19 protein-coding genes and 1 pseudogene are annotated in these 20,328 nt (G+C 72.1%); 5 read left to right on the top strand and 15 right to left on the bottom strand.

Annotated features, from left to right (window positions below):
- The first annotated feature begins 291 nt into the window (after positions 1 to 291).
- On the top strand, positions 292 to 1,959 hold the full coding sequence (gene ctaD / locus S1361_RS09695; RefSeq protein ID WP_208031435.1) for an aa3-type cytochrome oxidase subunit I: 1,668 nt from the start codon (positions 292 to 294) through the stop codon (positions 1,957 to 1,959).
- A gap of 102 nt (positions 1,960 to 2,061) precedes the next feature.
- Here ctaD and S1361_RS09700 read toward each other — a convergent pair whose 3' ends face one another.
- A complete protein-coding gene (locus S1361_RS09700; protein WP_208031436.1) occupies positions 2,062 to 2,745 on the bottom strand; it encodes a LysM peptidoglycan-binding domain-containing protein in 684 nt (227 codons plus the stop codon).
- 543 nt (positions 2,746 to 3,288) lie between these two features.
- On the opposite strand from S1361_RS09700, the gene S1361_RS09705 reads away from it, so the two are divergent.
- Together S1361_RS09705 and S1361_RS09710 are read left to right on the top strand one after the other, a co-directional pair.
- Positions 3,289 to 4,068 carry a hypothetical protein gene (locus S1361_RS09705; RefSeq protein WP_208031437.1) on the top strand — a complete coding sequence of 260 codons (780 nt, stop codon included), beginning with the start codon at positions 3,289 to 3,291 and terminating at the stop codon, positions 4,066 to 4,068.
- 88 nt (positions 4,069 to 4,156) lie between these two features.
- Positions 4,157 to 4,552, top strand: a complete 396-nt coding sequence (locus tag S1361_RS09710) for a hypothetical protein (RefSeq protein ID WP_208031438.1) — start codon at positions 4,157 to 4,159, stop codon at positions 4,550 to 4,552.
- A 67-nt stretch (positions 4,553 to 4,619) separates the two neighbouring features.
- On the opposite strand, the gene der is transcribed toward S1361_RS09710, so the two are convergent.
- The 5 genes from der to aroH all read right to left on the bottom strand — a co-directional run bounded on the left by der (position 4,620) and on the right by aroH (position 9,076).
- The gene (gene der, locus S1361_RS09715) at positions 4,620 to 6,101 is read right to left on the bottom strand and encodes a ribosome biogenesis GTPase Der (RefSeq protein WP_208031439.1); all 1,482 of its coding nucleotides are present in this window, start codon (positions 6,099 to 6,101) and stop codon (positions 4,620 to 4,622) included.
- A gap of 67 nt (positions 6,102 to 6,168) precedes the next feature.
- Positions 6,169 to 6,768 (bottom strand): lysophospholipid acyltransferase family protein, encoded by a 600-nt coding sequence (locus tag S1361_RS09720; RefSeq protein WP_425087995.1) that lies wholly within the window; start codon positions 6,766 to 6,768, stop codon positions 6,169 to 6,171.
- 62 nt (positions 6,769 to 6,830) lie between these two features.
- A complete protein-coding gene (cmk, locus tag S1361_RS09725; protein ID WP_208031441.1) occupies positions 6,831 to 7,526 on the bottom strand; it encodes a (d)CMP kinase in 696 nt (231 codons plus the stop codon).
- A gap of 105 nt (positions 7,527 to 7,631) precedes the next feature.
- Positions 7,632 to 8,717, bottom strand: coding sequence for a prephenate dehydrogenase (locus tag S1361_RS09730; RefSeq protein WP_208031442.1), 1,086 nt, complete (start codon positions 8,715 to 8,717; stop codon positions 7,632 to 7,634).
- The gene (gene aroH / locus S1361_RS09735; protein ID WP_208031443.1) at positions 8,714 to 9,076 is read right to left on the bottom strand and encodes a chorismate mutase; all 363 of its coding nucleotides are present in this window, start codon (positions 9,074 to 9,076) and stop codon (positions 8,714 to 8,716) included. Before aroH ends, S1361_RS09730 begins: the two co-directional genes overlap by 4 nt.
- Positions 9,077 to 9,223: 147 nt before the next feature.
- Here aroH and S1361_RS09740 point away from each other — a divergent pair, with 147 nt between their 5' ends.
- Both S1361_RS09740 and S1361_RS39095 read left to right on the top strand, forming a co-directional pair.
- Entirely contained in the window at positions 9,224 to 9,688 is a 465-nt protein-coding gene (locus tag S1361_RS09740) for a Rieske (2Fe-2S) protein (protein ID WP_208031444.1), read from the top strand.
- A 22-nt stretch (positions 9,689 to 9,710) separates the two neighbouring features.
- Positions 9,711 to 10,454, top strand: coding sequence for a nucleotidyltransferase domain-containing protein (locus tag S1361_RS39095; protein ID WP_243769506.1), 744 nt, complete (start codon positions 9,711 to 9,713; stop codon positions 10,452 to 10,454).
- Positions 10,455 to 10,631: 177 nt separating this feature from the next.
- On the opposite strand, the pseudogene S1361_RS40285 reads toward S1361_RS39095, so the two are convergent.
- The 9 genes and pseudogenes from S1361_RS40285 to S1361_RS09785 form a co-directional block, all read right to left on the bottom strand.
- Positions 10,632 to 10,772, bottom strand: a pseudogene (locus tag S1361_RS40285) (DNA polymerase beta superfamily protein); the annotation flags it as partial.
- 80 nt (positions 10,773 to 10,852) lie between these two features.
- Complete coding sequence (locus S1361_RS09750) at positions 10,853 to 11,860, bottom strand: ADP-ribosylglycohydrolase family protein (protein ID WP_208031445.1); 1,008 nt, start codon at positions 11,858 to 11,860, stop codon at positions 10,853 to 10,855.
- A gap of 64 nt (positions 11,861 to 11,924) precedes the next feature.
- The gene (locus S1361_RS09755) at positions 11,925 to 12,986 is read right to left on the bottom strand and encodes a pseudouridine synthase (RefSeq protein ID WP_208031446.1); all 1,062 of its coding nucleotides are present in this window, start codon (positions 12,984 to 12,986) and stop codon (positions 11,925 to 11,927) included.
- 13 nt (positions 12,987 to 12,999) lie between these two features.
- Complete coding sequence (scpB, locus tag S1361_RS09760) at positions 13,000 to 13,650, bottom strand: SMC-Scp complex subunit ScpB (protein WP_208031447.1); 651 nt, start codon at positions 13,648 to 13,650, stop codon at positions 13,000 to 13,002.
- Positions 13,647 to 14,825 carry a segregation and condensation protein A gene (locus S1361_RS09765; protein WP_208031448.1) on the bottom strand — a complete coding sequence of 393 codons (1,179 nt, stop codon included), beginning with the start codon at positions 14,823 to 14,825 and terminating at the stop codon, positions 13,647 to 13,649. The genes scpB and S1361_RS09765 overlap by 4 nt, the downstream gene beginning before the upstream one ends.
- Positions 14,826 to 14,843: 18 nt before the next feature.
- Positions 14,844 to 15,392: a hypothetical protein gene (locus S1361_RS09770; protein WP_208031449.1), complete on the bottom strand. Its 549-nt coding sequence runs from the start codon at positions 15,390 to 15,392 to the stop codon at positions 14,844 to 14,846.
- Positions 15,377 to 16,510, bottom strand: a complete 1,134-nt coding sequence (locus S1361_RS09775; RefSeq protein WP_208031450.1) for a ParA family protein — start codon at positions 16,508 to 16,510, stop codon at positions 15,377 to 15,379. Before S1361_RS09775 ends, S1361_RS09770 begins: the two co-directional genes overlap by 16 nt.
- 423 nt (positions 16,511 to 16,933) lie before the next feature.
- On the bottom strand, positions 16,934 to 18,058 hold the full coding sequence (gene ald / locus S1361_RS09780) for an alanine dehydrogenase (RefSeq protein ID WP_208031451.1): 1,125 nt from the start codon (positions 18,056 to 18,058) through the stop codon (positions 16,934 to 16,936).
- A 137-nt stretch (positions 18,059 to 18,195) separates the two neighbouring features.
- Entirely contained in the window at positions 18,196 to 20,262 is a 2,067-nt protein-coding gene (locus S1361_RS09785) for a tetratricopeptide repeat protein (protein ID WP_208031452.1), read from the bottom strand.
- Between the last annotated feature and the right edge of the window lie 66 nt (positions 20,263 to 20,328).

Raw genomic sequence — 20,328 nt, forward strand, 5'->3', positions numbered from 1 at the left:
CGACTTACCGGGGTAATCGGACAGAATTCGCGCGTGTCGGAGAGCCGCTCCGAATTTCCCGGTGTAAAGGGCCGGAGCCGGTGATCGGGGCGGGTCCGGGATGCGATTCCCCGGGCAATCCGGCGCGTCGGTACGCCGGCTGACGCCCCATGGGAATTTCACGGATCCGGCACACAACCGCCGGACGCCCCCTGCCGGAGCGCGGGCCCGGCGCGCATCATGACGGCAGCTCGCGGGTACGCGTGCCGCGGGCTGGGCGGGCCCGGGCGCGATGATGCGAAGGGGCGAGCGATGGCGACCGAGACGGCAGGGGTGACGGCAGGGCCGGTGCGGGGCGGCCGGCTGGTGGTGGACTGGCTCACCACCACCGACCACAAGAAGATCGGCCATCTGTACCTGATCACCGGGTTCGGGTTCTTCCTGGCGGGCGGGGTCATGGCGCTGCTGATGCGCGCGGAACTCGCCCGGCCCGGTCTCCAGATCATGAACAACGACCAGTACAACCAGCTGTTCACGCTGCACGGCACGATCATGCTGCTGCTGTTCGCGACACCGAGCTTCGCGGGGTTCGCCAACGAGCTGATGCCGTTGCAGATAGGCGCCCCGGACGTGGCCTTCCCGCGTCTGAACATGCTCTCGTACTGGCTGTTCGCGTTCGGCGGGCTGATCGTGCTGGGCTCGCTGCTGGTGCCCGGCGGCCCGGCCGCGTTCGGCTGGTTCGCCTACGCACCGCTCAACGACCTCACGCACTCCCCCGGCGTCGGCCCGGACCTGTGGATCATGGGCCTGGCCCTGTCCGGCTTCGGGACGATCCTCGGCGCCGTCAACTTCATCACCACCATCATCGGGATGCGCGCGCCGGGCATGACGATGTTCCGGATGCCGATCTTCACCTGGAACACGCTGTTCACGTCGATCCTGATCCTGCTGGCGTTCCCGGTGCTGGCGGCGGCGCTGCTGGTGCTGGAGGCGGACCGCCGGTTCGGCTCGCAGGTGTTCGAGGCGGCGAACGGCGGGGCGCTGCTGTGGCAGCACCTGTTCTGGTTCTTCGGGCATCCCGAGGTGTACATCATCGCGCTGCCGTTCTTCGGGATCATCACGGAGATCATCCCGGTGTTCAGCCGGAAACCGATCTTCGGCTATCTGACCCTGGTCGGCGCCACGATGGCGATCACCGGGCTGTCGATCGTGGTGTGGGCGCACCACATGTTCGCGACCGGCGCCGTGCTGCTGCCGTTCTTCTCCCTCATGTCGTTCCTGATCGCGGTGCCGACGGGGGTGAAGTTCTTCAACTGGACCGGCACGATGATCAAGGGCTCGCTGTCCTTCGAGACGCCGATGCTGTGGGCCACGGGCTTCCTGGTGACGTTCCTGTTCGGCGGGCTGACCGGGGTGATCCTGGCGTCCCCGCCGCTGGACTTCCACGTCACGGACTCGTACTTCGTCGTCGCCCACTTCCACTACGTGGTCTTCGGCACGGTCGTCTTCGCGGTCTTCGGGGGCCTCTTCTTCTGGTGGCCGAAGTTCACCGGCAAGATGCTGGACGAGCGGCTCGGGAAGATCCAGTTCTGGACCCTGTTCGTGGGCTTCCACACCACCTTCCTGGTGCAGCACTGGCTGGGCGCCGAGGGCATGCCCCGCCGGTACGCCGACTATCTGGCGACCGACGGCTTCACCGCCCTCAACACCGTGTCCACGATCGGCGCCTTCCTGCTCGGCCTGTCCACGCTGCCGTTCCTCTACAACGTCTGGAAGACCGCCCGGTACGGCGAGCGCGTCGAGGCCGAGGACCCCTGGGGCTGGGGCCGCTCGCTGGAGTGGGCGACCTCCTGCCCGCCGCCCCGGCACAACTTCGTCACCCTGCCCCGGATCCGCTCGGAGTCCCCGGCGTTCGACCTGCACCACCCGGAGTACGCGGCCCGGGCCCCACAGCCCGAGCCGAAGGGGCATCAGGTCTGAGGCGTCGCCCGGACCGGTCTGCGGCACGGGACGGGACCCGGGGTGGCCGGCGGCCGCTGTCCCGGCGGGGACGGCGGCCACCGGCCACGTCAGGCCCGGCGCTCAGAGCGCGAGGCGCTGGCCGGGCACGATCAGGTCGGGGTCGTCGCCGATGACGGCCTTGTTGGCGGCGTAGATCCGCTGCCAGGTGGTGCCGTGCCGGGCGGCGATGGTGCTCAGGGTGTCGCCCTCGCGGACGGTGTAGTCACCGTGCGGGGCCGCGCGCCCGGTGGTGGCCGCCGGGCGTTCCGGCGCCTTCGACGGGGCGGACCGCACGGGGGCGGACCGCGTCGTCGCCTCGCCGCGGGAGGCCGCCGTCGTGCCGGAGGAGCCGGTGTGGGCGGCGGCCGGGGCGGCGCCGGAGGCCCCGGCCCGGGCCGAGCAGACCGGCCAGGCGCCCCAGCCCTGGGCGCCCTGGACCTTGGTGGCGACGGCGATCTGCGCGCTCCTGGAGGCCTGGTCGGCCGTCGGGGCGTAGGCGGTGCCGCCGTACGCGCGCCAGGTCGAGGCGGAGAACTGGAGTCCGCCGTAGTAGCCGTTGCCGGTGTTGATGTGCCAGTTGCCGCCGCTCTCGCACTGGGCGATGCGGTCCCACACTCCGTTGTCCGCCGCGGCGGCGTTGCCGGTCGCGGCCAGCAGTCCCAGCGGGGCCAGCAGCGCGGCTCCGGCGAGCGCGGCCGTCGTACGGCCCTTGCGGGCGCCGTCGGGACGGGCGGTGTTGCGGGTGGTATCGGCACAGTCGGACATGTGGTTCCCTCTCCACGAACCCGGGCTCCCCCAAGGCGGGGCGCGGCTCACCGCGTAGGACCGCGGTTCCTCGCGCCCGCCCCGCCCGCCGTGACCGGTGTCGGCGATTCGGCTCTGCCTGGTGCCGGCCGGCGGACGTACCCGAGCGGTGCTCGTTGCACACGGCGGAGGAATGTAAGGAGGGCGAGCGGCTCGGATCAACCAACTCACCGTTGCTCCAGGCCAGTTGGCCGTTACCGCAGGTATCGTCGATTTTCGGTCACCCACTACATGCACTGATTTCCTGATTTATCGACCACCGTCCGGGGTAAACCGTGACCCACATCACCCACTCAAGTTCCTTGACCGTGCGCGAAGTTGACGGTTCGAGTTCGATTCGTTGCGCAAAGTGACCCTGTGCGGGGGATGGTTCGAACCGGTCCCCCTCGGGGCGTGACTCCCACCACAGGACACCCGTTGTCTCCTTCATGAGCCCTGAGCGCCGGGGCTCATCGGCCGGGAGCCACCCGGCCGACCCCAGCACCGCATCCCGAGGGAGCCACCGTGCCGCGCATGCTCGACGTCAGCGACGCCGTACGCGCCGAGATCGGCGACGAAGAAGCCGACCGGCTGCTCGCCGGAGAGAACGCCCCGGGCAGTTACGACTGCACGTCCTGCCGCACCCCGGGCGACTCCGAGCAGGAGCGCACCAGCACCGTTCTCTTCGTCGGCGACGAGACCGCCGTCCTCGCCTTCGCCCACGCCAGCTGCCTTCCCTCGCAGGTCGTCCAGGTGACGGAGGAGCAGTTGCAGGGCGCCGTCCGGTCCATCGGAGGCATGGCCGGCGGCGAACCGCGAAAGGCCGTGCCCGAGCAGGCCGTCCTCGGTGTGACCAGCGGACTCGTCCTCATCGACGGCGAGTTGCACCCGGCGCTCGTCGTGGAGCCGACCTCGCCGATCGCCCGCCCGGGCGCCGCCACGGCCGGCGACGACTTCCTTCCGCTCCTCATCGAGCAGGGCTTCATGCCGGTGACCGAGCTGACGTCCGTCCCTCCGGTGCTGCACGGCTGGTCCGTCCTGCTGGCCATGGGCCAGCTGCACGCGGTGCTGCAGCCCTCGGCGAACGGAGGGCAGCCGGTGGCCTGGTGGCAGGCGCACCAGCCGCTGCAGGTGACCGACAGCTGGCGGGCCGCCGCCAACAAGCACCAGCAGGTGCTGATGTTCGCGGCGCCGGTGGGCTCGATCGGCCGTCAGCCCCGGGAGGACCTGCTGCGGGACGCGCTGGACAAGGCCGCCGCCAACGGGAAGTTGGTCGCCATGGCACTCCCTCTCGCCGGTACGTGACATCCGCCCACCGGGCGGCGGCTGCGGATCCTGACCCTCAGGGGTTGCGGGACCGCATCCCTTTGACGTTCCCGTCGTTTGGACATACGTGCACGCATACGACACTCCTCCCCGCCGGTCCTTCTCGTCCGTGCCGTCCGCCCGAGCGGCGCACGAGCCCGCCGGTGGACCGTCGGCCACGCCGATCTACGACTCGCTCTACGCGGAGTGGGTCAAGACGTTCCGCACGCTGCCCGGTGACCGCAGCGGCGAGGAGGAGCTGAGGTTCAGCGCCTTCGGGGACCTCCCGGACGCCTCGGGCACGTACGGCAGCCATCGGCCGGGTTCGTTCAGCAGCTCGTACAGCGCCTACAGCGCGGGGGCCTACAGCGCCCGGCAGCAGTCGCAGTGGCAGCGGGTCGGCACGCTCGGCCGGCCGCAGGAGACCGGGATGCAGCACGTCCCGGCCGCGGCCCTGCCGCCGGGACAGCGCCGGGGCGCCTGACCGGCACCCGGACGTGAAGGGCGGCCCCCCGGCCATCCGGGGGGCCGCCCTTGACGTCGTACCGCCGTTACTTCTTCTTCGCGCCGCGCTTCTCGCGCACCCGCACCGAGATGTGGATCGGGGTGCCCTCGAAGCCGAACTCCTCGCGCAGCCGGCGCTCGATGAAGCGCCGGTAGCCGGCCTCGATGAAGCCGGAGGCGAAGAGCACGAACCGCGGGGGCTTGGTGCCGGCCTGCGTGCCGAACAGGATGCGCGGCTGCTTGCCGCCCCGGATGGGGTGCGGGTGGGCCGAGACCAGCTCGCCGAGGAAGGCGTTCAGGCGGCCCGTGGGGACGCGCGTCTCCCAGCCGGCCAGCGCGGTCTCGATCGCCGGGACCAGCTTCTCCATGTGCCGGCCGGTGCGCGCCGAGACGTTGACCCGGGGCGCCCAGGCGACCTGGCCCAGCTCGGTCTCGATCTCCCGCTCCAGGTAGTAGCGGCGCTCCTCGTCGAGGGTGTCCCACTTGTTGAAGGCGAGGACCAGCGCGCGGCCCGCCTCGACCGCCATGGTGACGATCCGCTGGTCCTGCACGGAGATGTTCTCGGAGGCGTCGATCAGGACGACGGCGACCTCGGCCTTCTCCACGGCGGCCGCCGTGCGCAGCGAGGCGTAGTAGTCGGCTCCCTGCTGGAGGTGGACCCGCTTGCGGATGCCCGCGGTGTCCACGAACTTCCAGGTCTTGCCGCCCAGTTCGATCATCTCGTCGACCGGGTCGCGGGTGGTGCCCGCCAGCTCGTTGACGACGACCCGCTCCTCGCCGGCCACCTTGTTCAGCAGCGAGGACTTGCCGACGTTCGGGCGGCCGATCAGGGCGATGCGGCGGGGGCCGCCGATCGCGGTGCCGAAGGACTGCTCGGGGGCGTTGGGCAGGACCTCCAGGACGGCGTCGAGCATGTCGCCGGTGCCGCGGCCGTGCAGGGCCGAGACCGGGTGGGGCTCGCCGAGTCCGAGGTTCCACAGGTAGGCCGCGTCGGCCTCGCCGCTCGGGCCGTCGACCTTGTTGGCGCAGAGCACGACCGGCTTGCCGGCCTTGCGCAGCAGCCGGACGACCGCCTCGTCGGTGTCGGTCGCGCCGACCTTGGCGTCGACCACGAAGACGACCGCGTCGGCCGCCTCGATCGCGTACTCGGCCTGCGCCGCCACGGAGGCGTCGATACCGAGGACGTCCTGCTCCCAGCCGCCGGTGTCGACGACCTTGAAGCGGCGGCCGGCCCACTCGGCCTCGTAGGTGACGCGGTCGCGGGTGACGCCCGGCCGGTCCTCCACGACCGCCTCGCGGCGGCCGATCATCCGGTTCACCAGGGTCGACTTGCCGACATTGGGGCGGCCGACGACGGCGAGCACGGGCAGCGGACCGTGGCCCGCCGCCTCGATGGCGCCTTCGACGTCCTCGATGTCGAAGCCCTCTTCCGCGGCGAGCTCCATGAACTCCGCGTACTCGGCGTCGCCGAGAGCCCCGTGGTCGTACTCGTGCTCAGCCGAGTCGCCGGGCTGGATGTCGTCGTTCATGAAGTCCGTACCTCGTCGTTCATTCGTGGTGATCGGTGGAAAAGCCCCGCATGGGCTGATCCACTACTCAAGTGTCGCTCTCGCGCCCGGTCAGGCGCCTGGCGTTTTCCAGGTGGCTGGTGAGCTGCTTCTGGATGCGCTCGGTCGCCTCGTCCAGCGCCTTGCGCGTACGCCGCCCGGAACCGTCGCCCGCCTCGAACGGGTCGCCGAAGACGACGTCGATCCGGGAGCGCAGCGGGGGCAGCGCCTTTGTCAACCGTCCGGGCCGCCCGGAGCTTCCCAGGACGGCCACGGGCACGATCGGTGCCCCGCCGCGCACCGCGAAGTAGGCGAGCCCGGCGCGCAGCGAGGCGAAGTCGCCCTCGCCCCGGGTGCCCTCCGGGAAGATGCCCAGCACTCCCCCGGCCGCCAGCACGCCGAGGGCCTGGCTGATCGCGGTGCGGTCGGCGGCCGTGCGGTCCACCTTCAGCTGGCCGATGCCGGTCAGGAAGGCGTCCAGCGGGCCGACGAAGGCCTCCTTCTTGATCAGGAAGTGGGTGGGGCGGGGCGCCACGCCCATGACCATCGGGCCGTCGATGTTGTGGGAGTGGTTCACGGCGAGGATCACCGGGCCGGTGGCCGGCACCTTCCAGGCGCCGAGCACGCGCGGCTTCCACAGGCCGTACATCAGGCCGACGCCGATGCGCCGCCCGACCTCGGCCCCCCGTTCCGAGGGCACGGACGGCTCGGTCACTTCCCGGCTCGCTTCTCCTCGACCAGGGTGACGACGCACTCGATGACCTGGGCGAGAGTCAGCTCGGTGGTGTCCACCTCGACCGCGTCGTCGGCCTTGGCGAGCGGCGAGGTCTTGCGGCTGGAGTCGGCCGCGTCCCGCTTGATCAGGGCCTCGCGGGTGGCGTGGATGTCGGCACCCTTCAGCTCGCCGCTGCGGCGGGCCGCACGGGCCTCCGGGGAGGCGGTGAGGAAGATCTTCAGGTCGGCGTCCGGCAGGACGGTCGTACCGATGTCCCGGCCCTCGACCACGATGCCGTGCTCCGCGGCGGCGGCCAGCGAGCGCTGCAGCTCGGTGATCCGGGTGCGTACCTCGGGCACCGCGCTGACCGCGCTGACCTTGGAGGTGACCTCCTGGGTGCGGATCGGGCCGGCGACGTCGACGCCGTCGACCATGATGGTCGGGGCGGCTGGGTCGGTGCCGGAGACGATCTCCGGCTTGCCGGCGACGGCGGCGATGGCGGTCGGGTCCTCCAGGTCGATGCCGTTGGTCACCATCCACCAGGTGATCGCCCGGTACTGGGCACCGGTGTCCAGGTAGCTGAGGCCGAGCTGCGCGGCCACGGCCTTCGACGTGCTCGACTTGCCCGTGCCGGAGGGACCGTCGATCGCGACGATCACGGGCTTGGCGGTCGGGGCGGCGCCGTTTTCCACGGGGGGACACCTTCCTGGTGCGGTGCGGTCGGGAGGCGGGGAGCGAGAGCGCCCCGCACAAGGTTACTGGGTGCGGGTCACTCGTCCGGACGCGTGCGGGTGGCGCTACTGCCGCAGGGCCCAGCCGCGCTCCCGCAGCGCGGCGGTCAGCGCCCCCGCCGCCTTCGGCTCCACGCTCAGCTGGACGAGACCGGCCTGCTGCCCCGTGGCGTGCTCGATCCGGACGTCCTCGATGTTGACCCCGGCCCGGCCCGCGTCCGCGAAGATCCGGGCGAGCTGGCCGGGCTGGTCGTCGATGAGGACGACGACGGTCTCGTACGCGCGCGGGGCGCTGCCATGCTTGCCGGGTACCCGCACCTGGCCCGCGTTCCCGCGGCGCAGCACGTCCTCGATGCCGGCGCTGCCCTCGCTGCGCTTGTCCTCGTCGGAGGACTGCAGGGCGCGCAGCGCCCGGACCGTCTCGTCCAGGTCGGCGGCGACGTCGGAGAGCAGGTCGGCGACCGGCCCCGGGTTCGCGGACAGGATGTCGATCCACATGCGTGGGTCGGAGGCGGCGATCCGGGTCACGTCCCGGATGCCCTGCCCGCACAGGCGTACGGCGGCCTCCTCGGCATGCTCCAGGCGCGCGGCGACCATGCTGGACACCAGGTGGGGCATGTGGGAGACGAGGGCGACGGCGCGGTCGTGGGCGTCGGCGTCCATGACGACCGGGACGGCCCGGCAGTGCGAGACCAGTTCCAGGGCGAGGTTCAGCACCTCGGTGTCGGTGTCCCGGGTCGGGGTGAGCACCCAGGGGCGGCCCTCGAAGAGGTCGCCGGTGGCGGCCAGCGGCCCGGACTTCTCCCGGCCCGACATGGGATGGCTGCCGATGTACGCGGTGAGGTCCAGGCCGAGCGCCTCCAGCTCGCGGCGGGGGCCGCCCTTGACGCTGGCGACGTCCAGGTAGCCGCGGGCCACGCCGCGGCGCATGGCGTCGGCGAGCACCCGGGCCACGTGGGCGGGCGGGGCGGCCACGATCGCCAGGTCGACCGGGCCCTCGGGGGCCTCGTCGGTGCCGGCGCCCAGCGCGGCCGCGGTGCGGGCCTGCTCGGGGTCGTGGTCGGCGAGGTGGACGGTCACCCCGCGCCGGACGAGGGCCAGGGCGGCGGAGGTGCCGATCAGGCCGGTTCCGATGACGAGTGCGGTTCTCACTGGGCGATGTCCTTGCGCAGGGCCGCGGCGGCGCCGAGGTAGACGTGGGCGATGCCGGCGCGGGGCTGGTCCGACTCGATGTGCGCGAGGATCCGTACGACCCGGGGCATGGCGCCCTCGACGTCCAGTTCCTGGGCGCAGATGAGGGGGACGTCCACGAGGCCGAGCTTGCGGGCGGCGGCGGCCGGGAAGTCGCTGTGCAGGTCGGGGGTGGCCGTGAACCAGATGCTGATCAGGTCGTCGGCGGTCAGCCCGTTCCGTTCCAGGACGGCGGTGAGCAGCGCCCCGACCCGCTCCTCCATGTGGCCGGCCTCGTCCCGCTCCAGCTGGACGGCCCCCCGGACCGCTCGTACCGCCACGGTGCTGCTCCTCGCTGACATGCGTGTCTGGTTCTTGGTCCGTCCAGCCTAGTCAGCCCGCGCGGGACCGGTGTGCGCCGCTCGGTCGCTGAGACGATGCGCGGAGTCCTGTATCCACCGATATGTACGTCTGTACGGAGGTCTGACATGCCCCAGCCGGCTACACGGCGGACGGTTGTCGCCACGGGCGCCGGTGCGCTCGCCCTGGGATGCGTGGGGTGCGGCGGCAAGGACGGAGGCGGCGCCACGGCGTCGGCGTCGTCGGCGCCGGACTCGGTGTCGGCATCGGCATCCGCGGCCGGGCAGGATGCGGCGGCCACCGGCGGGACGGTGCTGGCGCGGACGGGTGACATCCCGGAGGGCGGCGGCATGGTGTTCACGGCGCAGAAGGTGGTGGTCACCCAGCCGAAGAAGGGTGACTTCAAGGCGTTCTCGGCGGTCTGCACGCACCAGGGCTGCATGGTGAACGCGGTGGCGGACGGCACCATCGACTGCCCCTGCCACGGCAGCAGGTTCCGGATCGACGACGGTTCGGTGGCCCACGGTCCCGCGACCAGACCGCTGCCCGAGCGCTCGATCACGGTGGACGGAAATTCGATCCGCCTGACCTGAGGGTGCCGCGTACGCTCCGGGGATGCAGCCGCAGGACCTGGTACGCGACCACACGATCTACGCCTGTGTCATGGGCTCCCGCGCCTTCGGCCTGGCGACGGAGGCCAGCGACACCGACCGGCGCGGGGTGTTCCTCGCCCCGACCCCGTTGTTCTGGCGGTTCGAGAAGCCGCCGACGCATGTGGAGGGGCCGGGCGAGGAGCAGTTCTCCTGGGAGCTGGAACGGTTCTGCGAGCTGGCGCTGCGCGGCAACCCGAACATCCTGGAGTGCCTGCACTCCCCTCTGGTGGAGCACCTGGACGACACCGGCCGCGAACTGCTGTCCCTGCGCCGCGCCTTCCTGTCCCGGCGGGCGTACGACACCTTCACGCGCTACGCGCTCGGCCAGCGGCGGAAACTGGACGCCGGCATCCGCGCCACGGGCGCCCCGCGCTGGAAGCACGCGATGCACCTGCTGCGCCTGCTGATGAGCGCCCGGGACCTGCTGCGCACCGGAGAGCTGCGGATCGACGTCGGTGAGCGGCGCGAGCCCCTGCTGGCGGTGAAGCGCGGCGAGGTGCCGTGGGCCGAGGTGGAGGCGTGGATGGCCCGGCTGGCGGCCGGGACCGAGGAGGCCCTGCGGGGCAGCCCGCTGCCGCCGGAGCCGGACCACGCGCGCGTGGCCGCCTTCCTGTACCGGGTGCGCCGGGACTCGGCCCGCCAGGCGGAGCCGGACCACCAGGTCGTGCAGGGCGTCGTGGGCGCCGGCCGCTTCGGGCAGGGCTGACCGGCCTGCGCGCCGTCGAGCACGTCGTGCAGCCGCTCCACGTCGGCCTCCACGCGCTCGCGGTCGACGTCGGCCGTGCCGTGTTCGGCGCTCCCGCCTGGCGGCTGTCAGCTCGGGCGGACAGGCGGGCCGCCGACCTCGTCCTGGCGGTAGTGGCGGGCGTGGTGGCTGGTGGACGCCGGGGGCCAGGGCGGCCAGCTCCCGGTGCGCGGCGGAGGTGTGCACGACCAGGGGCGAGAGCAGCTGCTCCAGCACGTGGCCGTCGCGGCGGAGCATCAGCCGGACGAACGTGCGCAGGTCGTGGGTGATGGGGCCCAGCTCGACGCCGTACCGGACCCAGGCCCGCGAGCGGGTCTCCTCCGGCTGTCAGGTCGATGTCGAGGTCGTCGATCACGGGCCTAAGCGTCCCAGAGCGCTCCCAGGGCCGACAGGTCGCCTCGGTACTCGATCCGCTCCGCCCAGTCGGCGGGCCAGGCCTCCGCGCCCAGCCAGGCACCCGCGAAGGCGCCGGTGAGGCAGGCGACGGAGTCGGAGTCGCCGGCGGTGCAGGCGGCGCGGCGCAGGGCGGTGACGGGCTCGTCGGGGAAGAGCAGGAAGCACAGCAGCCCGGTGGCGAGGGCCTCCTCGGCGATCCAGCCCTCGCCGGTGGCCAGGCACGGGTCGGTCTCCGGGGAGACGGTCCGTACGGCCTCCTGGAGCCGGCCGAGGATCTCCAGGCACTCGTCCCAGCCGCGCGCGACGAACTGCTCGGGGCCGGGGTCCTGGGAACGGGTCCACAGGTCGCCGAGCCAGGTGTGGTGGTAGCGGGTGCGGTTGTCCAGGGCGTAGGAGCGCAGGTGCCCGACCAGTCCGGCCGGGTCGGCGCCCCGGGCGAGCAGGTGGACGGCGTGGGCGGTGAGGTCGGAGGCGGCCAGCGCGGTGGGGTGGCCGTGGGTGAGCGCGGCCTGCAACTGGGCGGCACCGGCGCGCTGTTCGCCGCTCAGGCCGGGGGCGAGGCCGATCGGGGCGACCCGCATGTTGGCGCCGCAGCCCTTGGAGCCGATCCGACTGGCGTCCTGCCAGGCGCGGCCCTCCGCCTTGAGCAGCTCGCAGGCCCGCAGACACGTGTTGCCCGGCGCCCGGTTGTTCTCGGGCGACTGGTACCAGTCCACGAACTCCTCGCGCAGCGACCGCTCCAGACGCTTCGGGGCGAGGAAGCCGCGCTCCATGGCGGTGGCGAGCGCCCGGCCGACGGCGAGGGTCATCTGGGTGTCGTCGGAGACCCGGGCGCGCTGCGACAGCTCCAGCTCCCGCCAGGGCCCGAACATCGACAGGATCAGCGGCACGGTCTTGAACTCGGTCGGGTAGCCGAGGGCGTCCCCGAGGGCGAGGCCGAGGAGTGCTCCGGTCGCCGGCTGCTTGGGCATATGCGTCGTCCCCCTTTATCGTCACCATGACAATAAAGGGGGACGGTGATCACGGCAAGGCGCTTTAGAGGTCGACTTCCTTCATCAGCATGCCGACCTCGGTGTTCGACAGCCGGCGCAGCCAGCCGGACTTCTGGTCGCCCAGGGTGATCGGCCCGAAGGCGGTGCGCACCAGCTTCTCCACCGGGAAGCCCGCCTCCGCCAGCATGCGGCGCACGATGTGCTTGCGGCCCTCGTGCAGGGTCACCTCGACCAGGTAGTTCTTGCCGGTCTGCTCGACCACCCGGAAGTGGTCCGCGCGCGCGTAGCCGTCCTCCAGCTGGATGCCGTCCTTCAGGCGCTTGCCGAGGTCGCGCGGGATCGGGCCCACGATGGCCGCGAGGTACGTCTTCTTCACGCCGTACTTGGGGTGGGTCAGCCGGTGCGCCAGCTCGCCGTGGTTGGTGAGCAGGATGACGCCCTCGGTCTCGGTGTCCAGCCGGCCGACGTGGAAGAGCCGGGTCTCGCGGTTGGTGACGTAGTCACCGAGGCACTGCCGGCCCTCCGGGTCCTCCATGGTGGACACCACGCCCGCGGGCTTGTTCAGCGAGAAGAACTGGTACGACTGGGTCGCGACCGTCAGGCCGTCGACCTTGACCTCGTCCTTCTCCGGGTCCACGCGCTTGCCCTGCTCGGTGACGATCTCGCCGTTCACCTCGACCCTGGCCTGGTCGATCAGCTCCTCGCAGGCCCGCCGGGAGCCGTAGCCGGCGCGCGCCAGCACCTTCTGCAGCCGCTCGCCCTCCTGCTCGGCGCCGGGGAAGGTCTTGGGCAGCTTGATGTCCTTCTTGCCGGCGTACCGCTCGCGGTTGCGCTCCTCGACCCGCGTCTCGTACTCACGGGAGCGCGCCGGGGCCGTACGGCCGCCCTGCCGGGTCTGCTTCGGGCCGCCCTTGGCGCCGCCCCGCGCGGCACCGCCGCGCCCGGACTTGGGTCCGTCCTTGGTGGCTCCCGGGCCCACGTCGTAGCGGCGCTCCTCGGGGCGGGGCTTGCGGGGCCGTCCCTGCCCCTGCTTCTGGTCCCTGTCGTTGCCGGCACCGCGGTGGTTACCGCGCCCGCCGCTCTTGCCGCTGCCGCTGCTTCGCATCAAGGTTTCCGTCTTAGTCGTCTGCGTCCTGACCGCCGGGCGCGTCGGGCGCGTCCGGGTCGAACGACGGGACCCCCTCCTGGGTCTCGCCCTCGATCGCCTCCGCCTCGGGGAGGAAGGGCGCGAGCTCCGGAAGCTCGTCCAGGCCGCGCAGGCCCATCCGCTCCAGGAAGTAGTTCGTCGTCCTGTACAGGATCGCACCTGTTTCGGGTTCCGTGCCCGCCTCCTCGACCAGACCGCGCTGGAGGAGGGTGCGCATCACGCCGTCGCAGTTCACCCCGCGCACGGCGGAGACCCGGCTGCGGCTGACCGGCTGGCGGTAGGCGACGACCGCGAGGGTCTCCAGCGCGGCCTGGGTGAGCCGGGCGGTCTGGCCGTCCAGGACCAGCCGCTCGACGGCCGGCGCGTAGGCGGCGCGGGTGTAGAAGCGCCAGCCGCCCGCGACGAACCGCAGCTCGAAGCCCCGGTTCTGCATCGTGTACTCGTCGGCCAGCTCGCGCAGGGCGTCCGCGATCTGCCGCCGGGGCCGCTCCAGGATCCTCGCCAGGTGCTCCTCGGTGGCGGGCTCGTCCACGACCATGAGCATCGCCTCCAGGGCGGGCTTGAGGTCGAGGTCGGCGACGGTCCGCAGCCCGGCCGGGACCTCGGCGGTCTGCTCACTCACGGCTTCTCCTCCTCCTTGGGCGGCTCGGGCGGCCGGTCGAACTCGTCGGTGACCATGGGCGCCGCGTCCGCGTCCCCGCCGGTCCAGCGCACGGTCAGCTCCCCGAGCGCGGCCTCCTGCTCCAGGGCGACGGCCTTCTCCCGGTACAGCTCCAGCAGGGCCAGGAACCGGGCGACGACGGTGAGCGTGTCGTCGGTGTCCTCGACGAGCGCCCGGAAGCTGGCCTCGCCCAGCTCCCGCAGCCGGGCGATGACGATCCCGGCCTGCTCCTGCACGCTGACCAGCGGGGCGTGGATGTGGTCGACGTAGACCTGCGGCCTGGGCCTGGGCTGCATCGCCTTGACCGCGAGCCTGGCGAAGCCCTCGGCACCGATGCTGATGACGACCTCGGGGAGCAGCTCGGCGTGCTGGGGTTCGAGACCGACCGTACGGGGATGGCGCCGCGCCTCGTCGTCGAGCCGCTGGTTGAAGATGTCCGCGACCTGCTTGTACGCGCGGTACTGGAGCAGCCGGGCGAACAGCAGGTCCCGGGCCTCCAGCAGGGCCAGGTCGGCCTCGTCCTCCACCTCGGCGGCGGGCAGCAGCCGGGCGGCCTTGAGGTCGAGCAGCGTGGCGGCGACGACGAGGAACTCGGTGGTCTGGTCCAGGTCCCAGTCGGGTCCCATGGCCCGGATGTGCGCCATGAACTCGTCGGTGACCTTCGACAGGGCGACCTCGGTGACGTCCAGCTTGTGCCTGGAGATCAGCTGGAGGAGCAGGTCGAAGGGGCCCTCGAAGTTCGCGAGACGGACCTTGAAGACGCCGTCGGGGGATTCCTCGGGCTCTCGGGTCTCCTGGCCGTCGCGGTGCCCTCGGGACGGCTCCTGGGGCTGCTGGGGCACTTCGGCTTCGGGCTCGCCGGAAGGAACCCCGGGCGGCTCGGGCTCGGACAGCCGCCGTTCCGGAGCCTCGGCGGGAGCCGGTCCGGCGGCTTCGGCGCGTACCGGTTCAGGAGCCTCGACGCGTACCGCTTCGGGAGCCTCGACGGGAGCCGGTGCAGCCCCCTCGGCGGGAGCCGGTTCCAGAGCCTCGGCAGGTGTGGCGACCGGTTCGGCCGGCGCGGCGCCCGGGCCCCGCCCCAGCGCACGCCGACGACCGGCAGGTGCGCCGGGGGCAGGGGCTCCGTTCGAGGTCATAGCCCCCGCAGGCTACCGCTACCGCCCGCGCAGCCGGCGTACGAGGATGCTCGCGTCCCCGCGGGACTCCAGGTCGGCCAGGACCACGGCCACCGCCTCGCGGACGATCCGCCCGCGGTCCACCGCGAGCCCGTGCTCGCCGCGGAGCACGAGACGCGCGTGCTCCAGGTCCATCAGCTCCTCGGCCGAGACGTACACGGTGATCTTCTCGTCGTGCCGCTCGCGTCCGCTGGGCCGCCGGGTCGCCGCCCGCCCGCGCTTGCGCGGCTGCGCGGCGGCAGAACCTTCCTGCGCCGCCTGCCGGCGCGCCGGGCGGGTGCGGGACTCGCCGGCGTCGGCCGGCTCGGCCTCCGCGGCCACGTGCTCCGCGCCCTCCCCGTCACCGCTCTGGACGGGCACCGACTGCGGTGCGTCCTCGGCGGCGGCCACCTCGTCGCTCTCCCCCGCGGGAGTCGGCACCCGGGCCTCACCGTTGGTCCCGCGCCGGGGCGTGGACGGCTGCAGCGCCATCCCCCCGGTCGTGCGGAACAGTTCGTCGGCCCCGGGCAGACTCACTCGGCGTGACACCGGGCGAGCACCTCCCTGGCGAGCTGGCGGTAGGCGGCGGCACCGACGGAGTTGGAGGCGTACGTGGTGATCGGCTCACCGGCGACCGTGGTCTCCGGGAAGCGGACCGTGCGCCCGATGACCGTGTGGTAGACGTGGTCGTCGAACGCCTCGACGACACGGGCGAGCACCTCACGGCTGTGCACGGTGCGCGAGTCGTACATCGTGGCGAGGATGCCGTCGAGTTCCAGCTCGGGGTTGAGCCGCTCCTGGACCTTCTCGATGGTCTCGGTCAGCAGGGCCACACCGCGCAGGGCGAAGAACTCGCACTCCAGCGGCACGATCACCTTGTGAGCGGCCGTCAGGGCGTTGACGGTGAGCAGGCCGAGCGAGGGCTGACAGTCGATCACGATGTAGTCGTAGTCGGGCAGCAGCGGCTTCAGCGCCCGCTGGAGCGTCGACTCGCGCGCGACCTCGGAGACCAGCTGGACCTCGGCGGCCGACAGGTCGATGTTGGAGGGCAGCAGGTCCATGTTGGGGACCGCCGTCTTCAGCAGGACCTCGTCCGCGGACATGCCCCGCTCCATGAGCAGGTTGTAGACGGTGAGGTCGAGCTCCATGGGGTTGACGCCCAGACCGACCGACAGCGCGCCCTGCGGGTCGAAGTCCACGAGCAGCACACGCCGGCCGTACTCCGCGAGCGCGGCGCCCAGGTTGATGGTCGACGTCGTCTTGCCCACGCCGCCCTTCTGGTTGCACATCGCGATGATCTTCGCGGGGCCGTGGTCGGTCAGCGGGCCCGGGATCGGGAAGTACGGCAGCGGGCGTCCGGTCGGGCCGACGCGCTCACGGCGCTGGCGCGCCGCGTCGGGCGCGAGCGTGGCCGCGTACTCGGGATCGGGCTCGTACTCGGCGTCGGGGTCGTAGAAGTGCCCCTCGGGCAGTTCGTCGTAGTCGGCGAAGTGGTTGTGGGGCGCGCCACTTCCGTCGCCGGCCATGGCGTTCACGTGATGGCCATCCATGCTCTGGTGTGCTGTCCGGGCCACGTGCGGACCGGAACTCTGGTGGGCTGCGAAGGTGCGCACAGCGACGGAGCCGACAGCCTCGAATCCCGCGGGGCCCTGGCCCGGTGCAGGCATTCCTGGTTGACCACCCCCGGGAGAAAATGTCGACTCATTCACAAGTCGTCTTACCTCCTTGGTGACCAGGAAACTTCTAGACAAGGTCAGCGTGGCACCATGCCGACGGTTGGCGACTCTATGGCGTGTCGGCGGTCCGCAGCAACACAATCCGCCGGACCCGGCAGGATTCGTCGGCAATGAAACATCTCGCTGTCAAGGGCGTACGGCCGTCGCACGGCAGGTTTCACCGGTGTGCGAATCGGTCGAAGGGTTACGTTCGAGGCGAGTTGACCGAGAGTCGCAAAGTGACCATACACACATCCGGCCGGACCTTGTCGGGCAAGGTCCGGCCGGTTGCGCGTGGTTGACGAGACGTGTTGACGAATCGCCTTTTTCCTGGTGGCGACTTGACGACTCAGCCGGCCGTCACCTGTTCGCGGGTCAGCCGAGCAGCGAGTCCAGCTCGACGTGCTCCAGGCCGTGGGCCTCGGCGACCTCCTTGTAAACGACCTTGCCGTCATGGGTGTTGAGACCCTTGGCGAGCGCGGCGTCGCGGCGCAGCGCCTCCACCCAGCCGTTGTTGGCGAGCGAGACGATGTACGGCAGCGTGGCGTTGGTGAGGGCGTTGGTGGAGGTGTTCGGCACCGCGCCCGGCATGTTGGCGACGCAGTAGAAGACCGAGTTGTGCACGCGGAAGGTCGGCTCGGCGTGCGTGGTGGGACGGGAGTCCTCGAAGCAGCCGCCCTGGTCGATCGCGATGTCGACAAGAACACTTCCCGGCTTCATCCGGGAGACCAGCTCGTTGGTGACCAGCTTCGGGGCCTTGGCGCCCGGGATGAGGACCGCGCCGATGACGAGGTCGGCGTCGAGGACGGCCTTCTCCAGCTCGAAGGAGTTGGACATGATCGCCTTGACCTTCGTACCGAAGATCCGGTCGGCCTCGCGCAGCTTGTTGATGTCGCGGTCGAGCAGGGTCACGTCGAAGCCCATGCCGACGGCGATCTGGGTGGCGTTCCAGCCGGAGACACCGCCGCCGATGACGACGGCCTTGGCCGGGGTCACGCCCGGGACGCCGCCCGGCAGCACGCCACGGCCGCCGGCCGCGCGCATCAGGTGGTAGGCGCCGACCTGCGGGGCCAGCCGGCCCGCCACCTCCGACATCGGGGCGAGCAGCGGCAGCGCGCGGCTCGGCAGCTCGACGGTCTCGTAGGCGATGGCCGTGGTGCCGGACTGCAGCAGCGCGTCCGTGCACTCCTTGGAGGCGGCCAGGTGCAGGTAGGTGAAGAGGGTCTGGTCCTTGCGCAGGCGGTGGTACTCCTCCGCGATCGGCTCCTTGACCTTCAGCAGCAGATCGGCGGTGGCCCAGACCTCGTCCGCGGTGTCCAGGATGGCGGCACCGGCGGAGACGTACTCCTCGTCCGTGATCGAGGAGCCGAGGCCGGCGCCCCGCTCGATGACGACCTGGTGGCCGTTGCGCACCAGCTCGTGCACGCCGGCGGGGGTGATGGCCACCCGGAACTCGTTGTTCTTGACCTCGCGGGGGATGCCGACCTTCACGTCGATCACGGTCCTTGGCTCAGAGGGTATGGGGGTGCATTAAAGACGTACCCAGACATGCGGGGGCATACCGGGAGACACCGCAGGAGAACGTGCGGCAGAGCCAGTCTAATGAAGGTGTTCCGGCTGTCTAGCCTTTCATTGCATCAATCTTCACTGGATGCGGTACGGATTTCGCAGGCGTTAGCGGCTTGTTCCGGCCTTGCGTCGTCCTCCGGCGGCTCCTCACCCAGCATGCGCTCCGCCGCGGCGCGGTGCAGGCGGGCCGCCACCGGGTCCCCGAGCCGGTCCAGGGTGTCGGCGAGCCGCAGCTGCACCGCGGCCTGCAGCCGGACGTCCTCGGCGCGGCGCGCCCACTCCACCGCCTCCTGGCAGGTGCGCAGCGACTCCTCGGGCCGCCCGGCGTACTCCTGCACCCGGGCGATCTCGCTCAACGCCCGCGCGCTGGCGGCGACATCACCGCTCCTGCGGTAGCCGGCGAGGGCGGCCCGCCAGTTCCTGAGCGCCTCGCCGTAGCGCCCGGCGTAGGTGTGGGCGGTGGCGATACGGCCGTACAGCCGGGCGGCCTCCGGGCGCTCCCCCCGGGCCAGCCGGTCGGCCAGTGCCCGGCCGAACCAGTCGGCGGCCCGGTCGTGATCACCCAGCTCCTGGTAGGCGCCGCCTACGGATTCCATCGCGCGGCCGGTCGCGTACGGGTCGTTCGCCTCGCGTCCGGCGTCCAGCGCGGCCCGGTAGCGGGCCAGCGCCTCCCGGGTGCGGCCGGTCTGCGCGTCCAGATCGCCCAGGTTCAGCAGCGCCGCGGCCTTCTCCCGGGGCAGCCCGCGCCGCTCGGCGACATCCAGGACCAGACCGTGCACGCCGTACAGGTCGGGCGCGGCGGCCTGCGTGCCGACATGCGCCGCCAGGGCCCTGACCAGCTGGGACATCAGCCGGCGGGCGAGGGTGTCCAGCTCGCCGTCGGCCACCGCGAGGCGTGCGGAGGCCAGCAGGGCGGGCCGCCGGATGCGCAGCCAGTCTGCGGCGGCCCGCGGACTGGGGAAGCGCAGCGCGGACGGCATGCCGCTCAGCTTCTCCCGGGCCTGCGGGCTGTCCGTCTCGGTGATCGCGCGGCAGGACTGGAGCAGCCGTACCGTCCGCTCCAGCATCCGGGCCCGGGCCAGCTGGAGCTCGGCGGGCCGGTCCTGGCTCTCGGCGAGGGCGCGCAGCAGGGGGTGCAGACAGCCGGGGACCTCGTACTGGGGCAGCGGCGAGGCCACCGCGCGCAGCAGGCCGAGGGCGACCAGGTCGTCCAGGGTGGTGCGGGCCGCGTCGACCGAGCAGCCGGCCAGCGCCGAGGCGGTGTGCGGGTCGGCCAGGCCGGCCGGGGCGAGGCACAGCAGTCGCAGTATCCGGGCTGCCGGTGCGGGCAGCTGCTCGTACACGAGCCGGAAGACGCGGGAGAGCGGGGTGCCGTCCGTGCCGACCTCGGTCTCCGTGTGCAACCGCTTGGCCAGGTCGGAGACGGCGGCCTGGGGGCGGGCGGCGAGCCAGCCGCCGGCCAGCACCAGCGCGGCCGGGTGGCCCTGGCAGGCCTCCACCAGGGTCTCCGCGGAGCGCGGGTCGACGGTGATGCGGACCGAGCCGGTGTGGCCGGTGAGCAGGTCCAGCGCGGACTTGGTGTCGAGACCGCCGAGCGTGCAGGGGCGGACGTCCGCGATGCCGGTGAGCGGGCCCTGGGACACGGCCACCGCCAGGCAGTCCGGCGCGTCCGGAAGCAGTGCGTCGACCTGGTCGGCGCCGGCCGCGTCGTCCAGCAGGAGCAGCATCCGCCGGCCGGCGAGGGCCGCGCGCAGGGCCGCCGTCAAGTCCTCCTCGGCGGCTCCGGCGGGGGCGGGCACCCCCAGCGCGGCCAGCAGGTCGCGGGCGGCCTGCTCGACGGGGACCGGTGTGCCGCCGGGCTCGCTCAGCCGGGCCCGCAGCACTCCGTCGGGGTAACGCTCGGCGACCTGCCGGACGAGTTCCTCGGCGAGGCTGGTGCGGCCGGAGCCGGGGCGGCCGGCGATGAGCAGCACGCGCGCGCGGGGGGCCTTGCGGCCGGAGAGGGTGTCCAGTCCCGCGCGTTCGATGTCGGCGCGCAGCTCCTTCAACTCCCGGGTACGGCCCAGGAATCGGTCCTTCGTGGCCGGGTGTGCGGACAGCTCCGCACCGTCTGGGTCCACCGCCTGATCCGTCACGGGCCACACTCCCGTCCCACCGCACGCGCAAGCCCGCCGGTGTCTTCCGTTACGGGCGTTGAAGAG

The organism is Streptomyces cyanogenus (genome assembly GCF_017526105.1).
Taxonomy (GTDB): Bacteria; Actinomycetota; Actinomycetes; order Streptomycetales; family Streptomycetaceae; genus Streptomyces; species Streptomyces cyanogenus.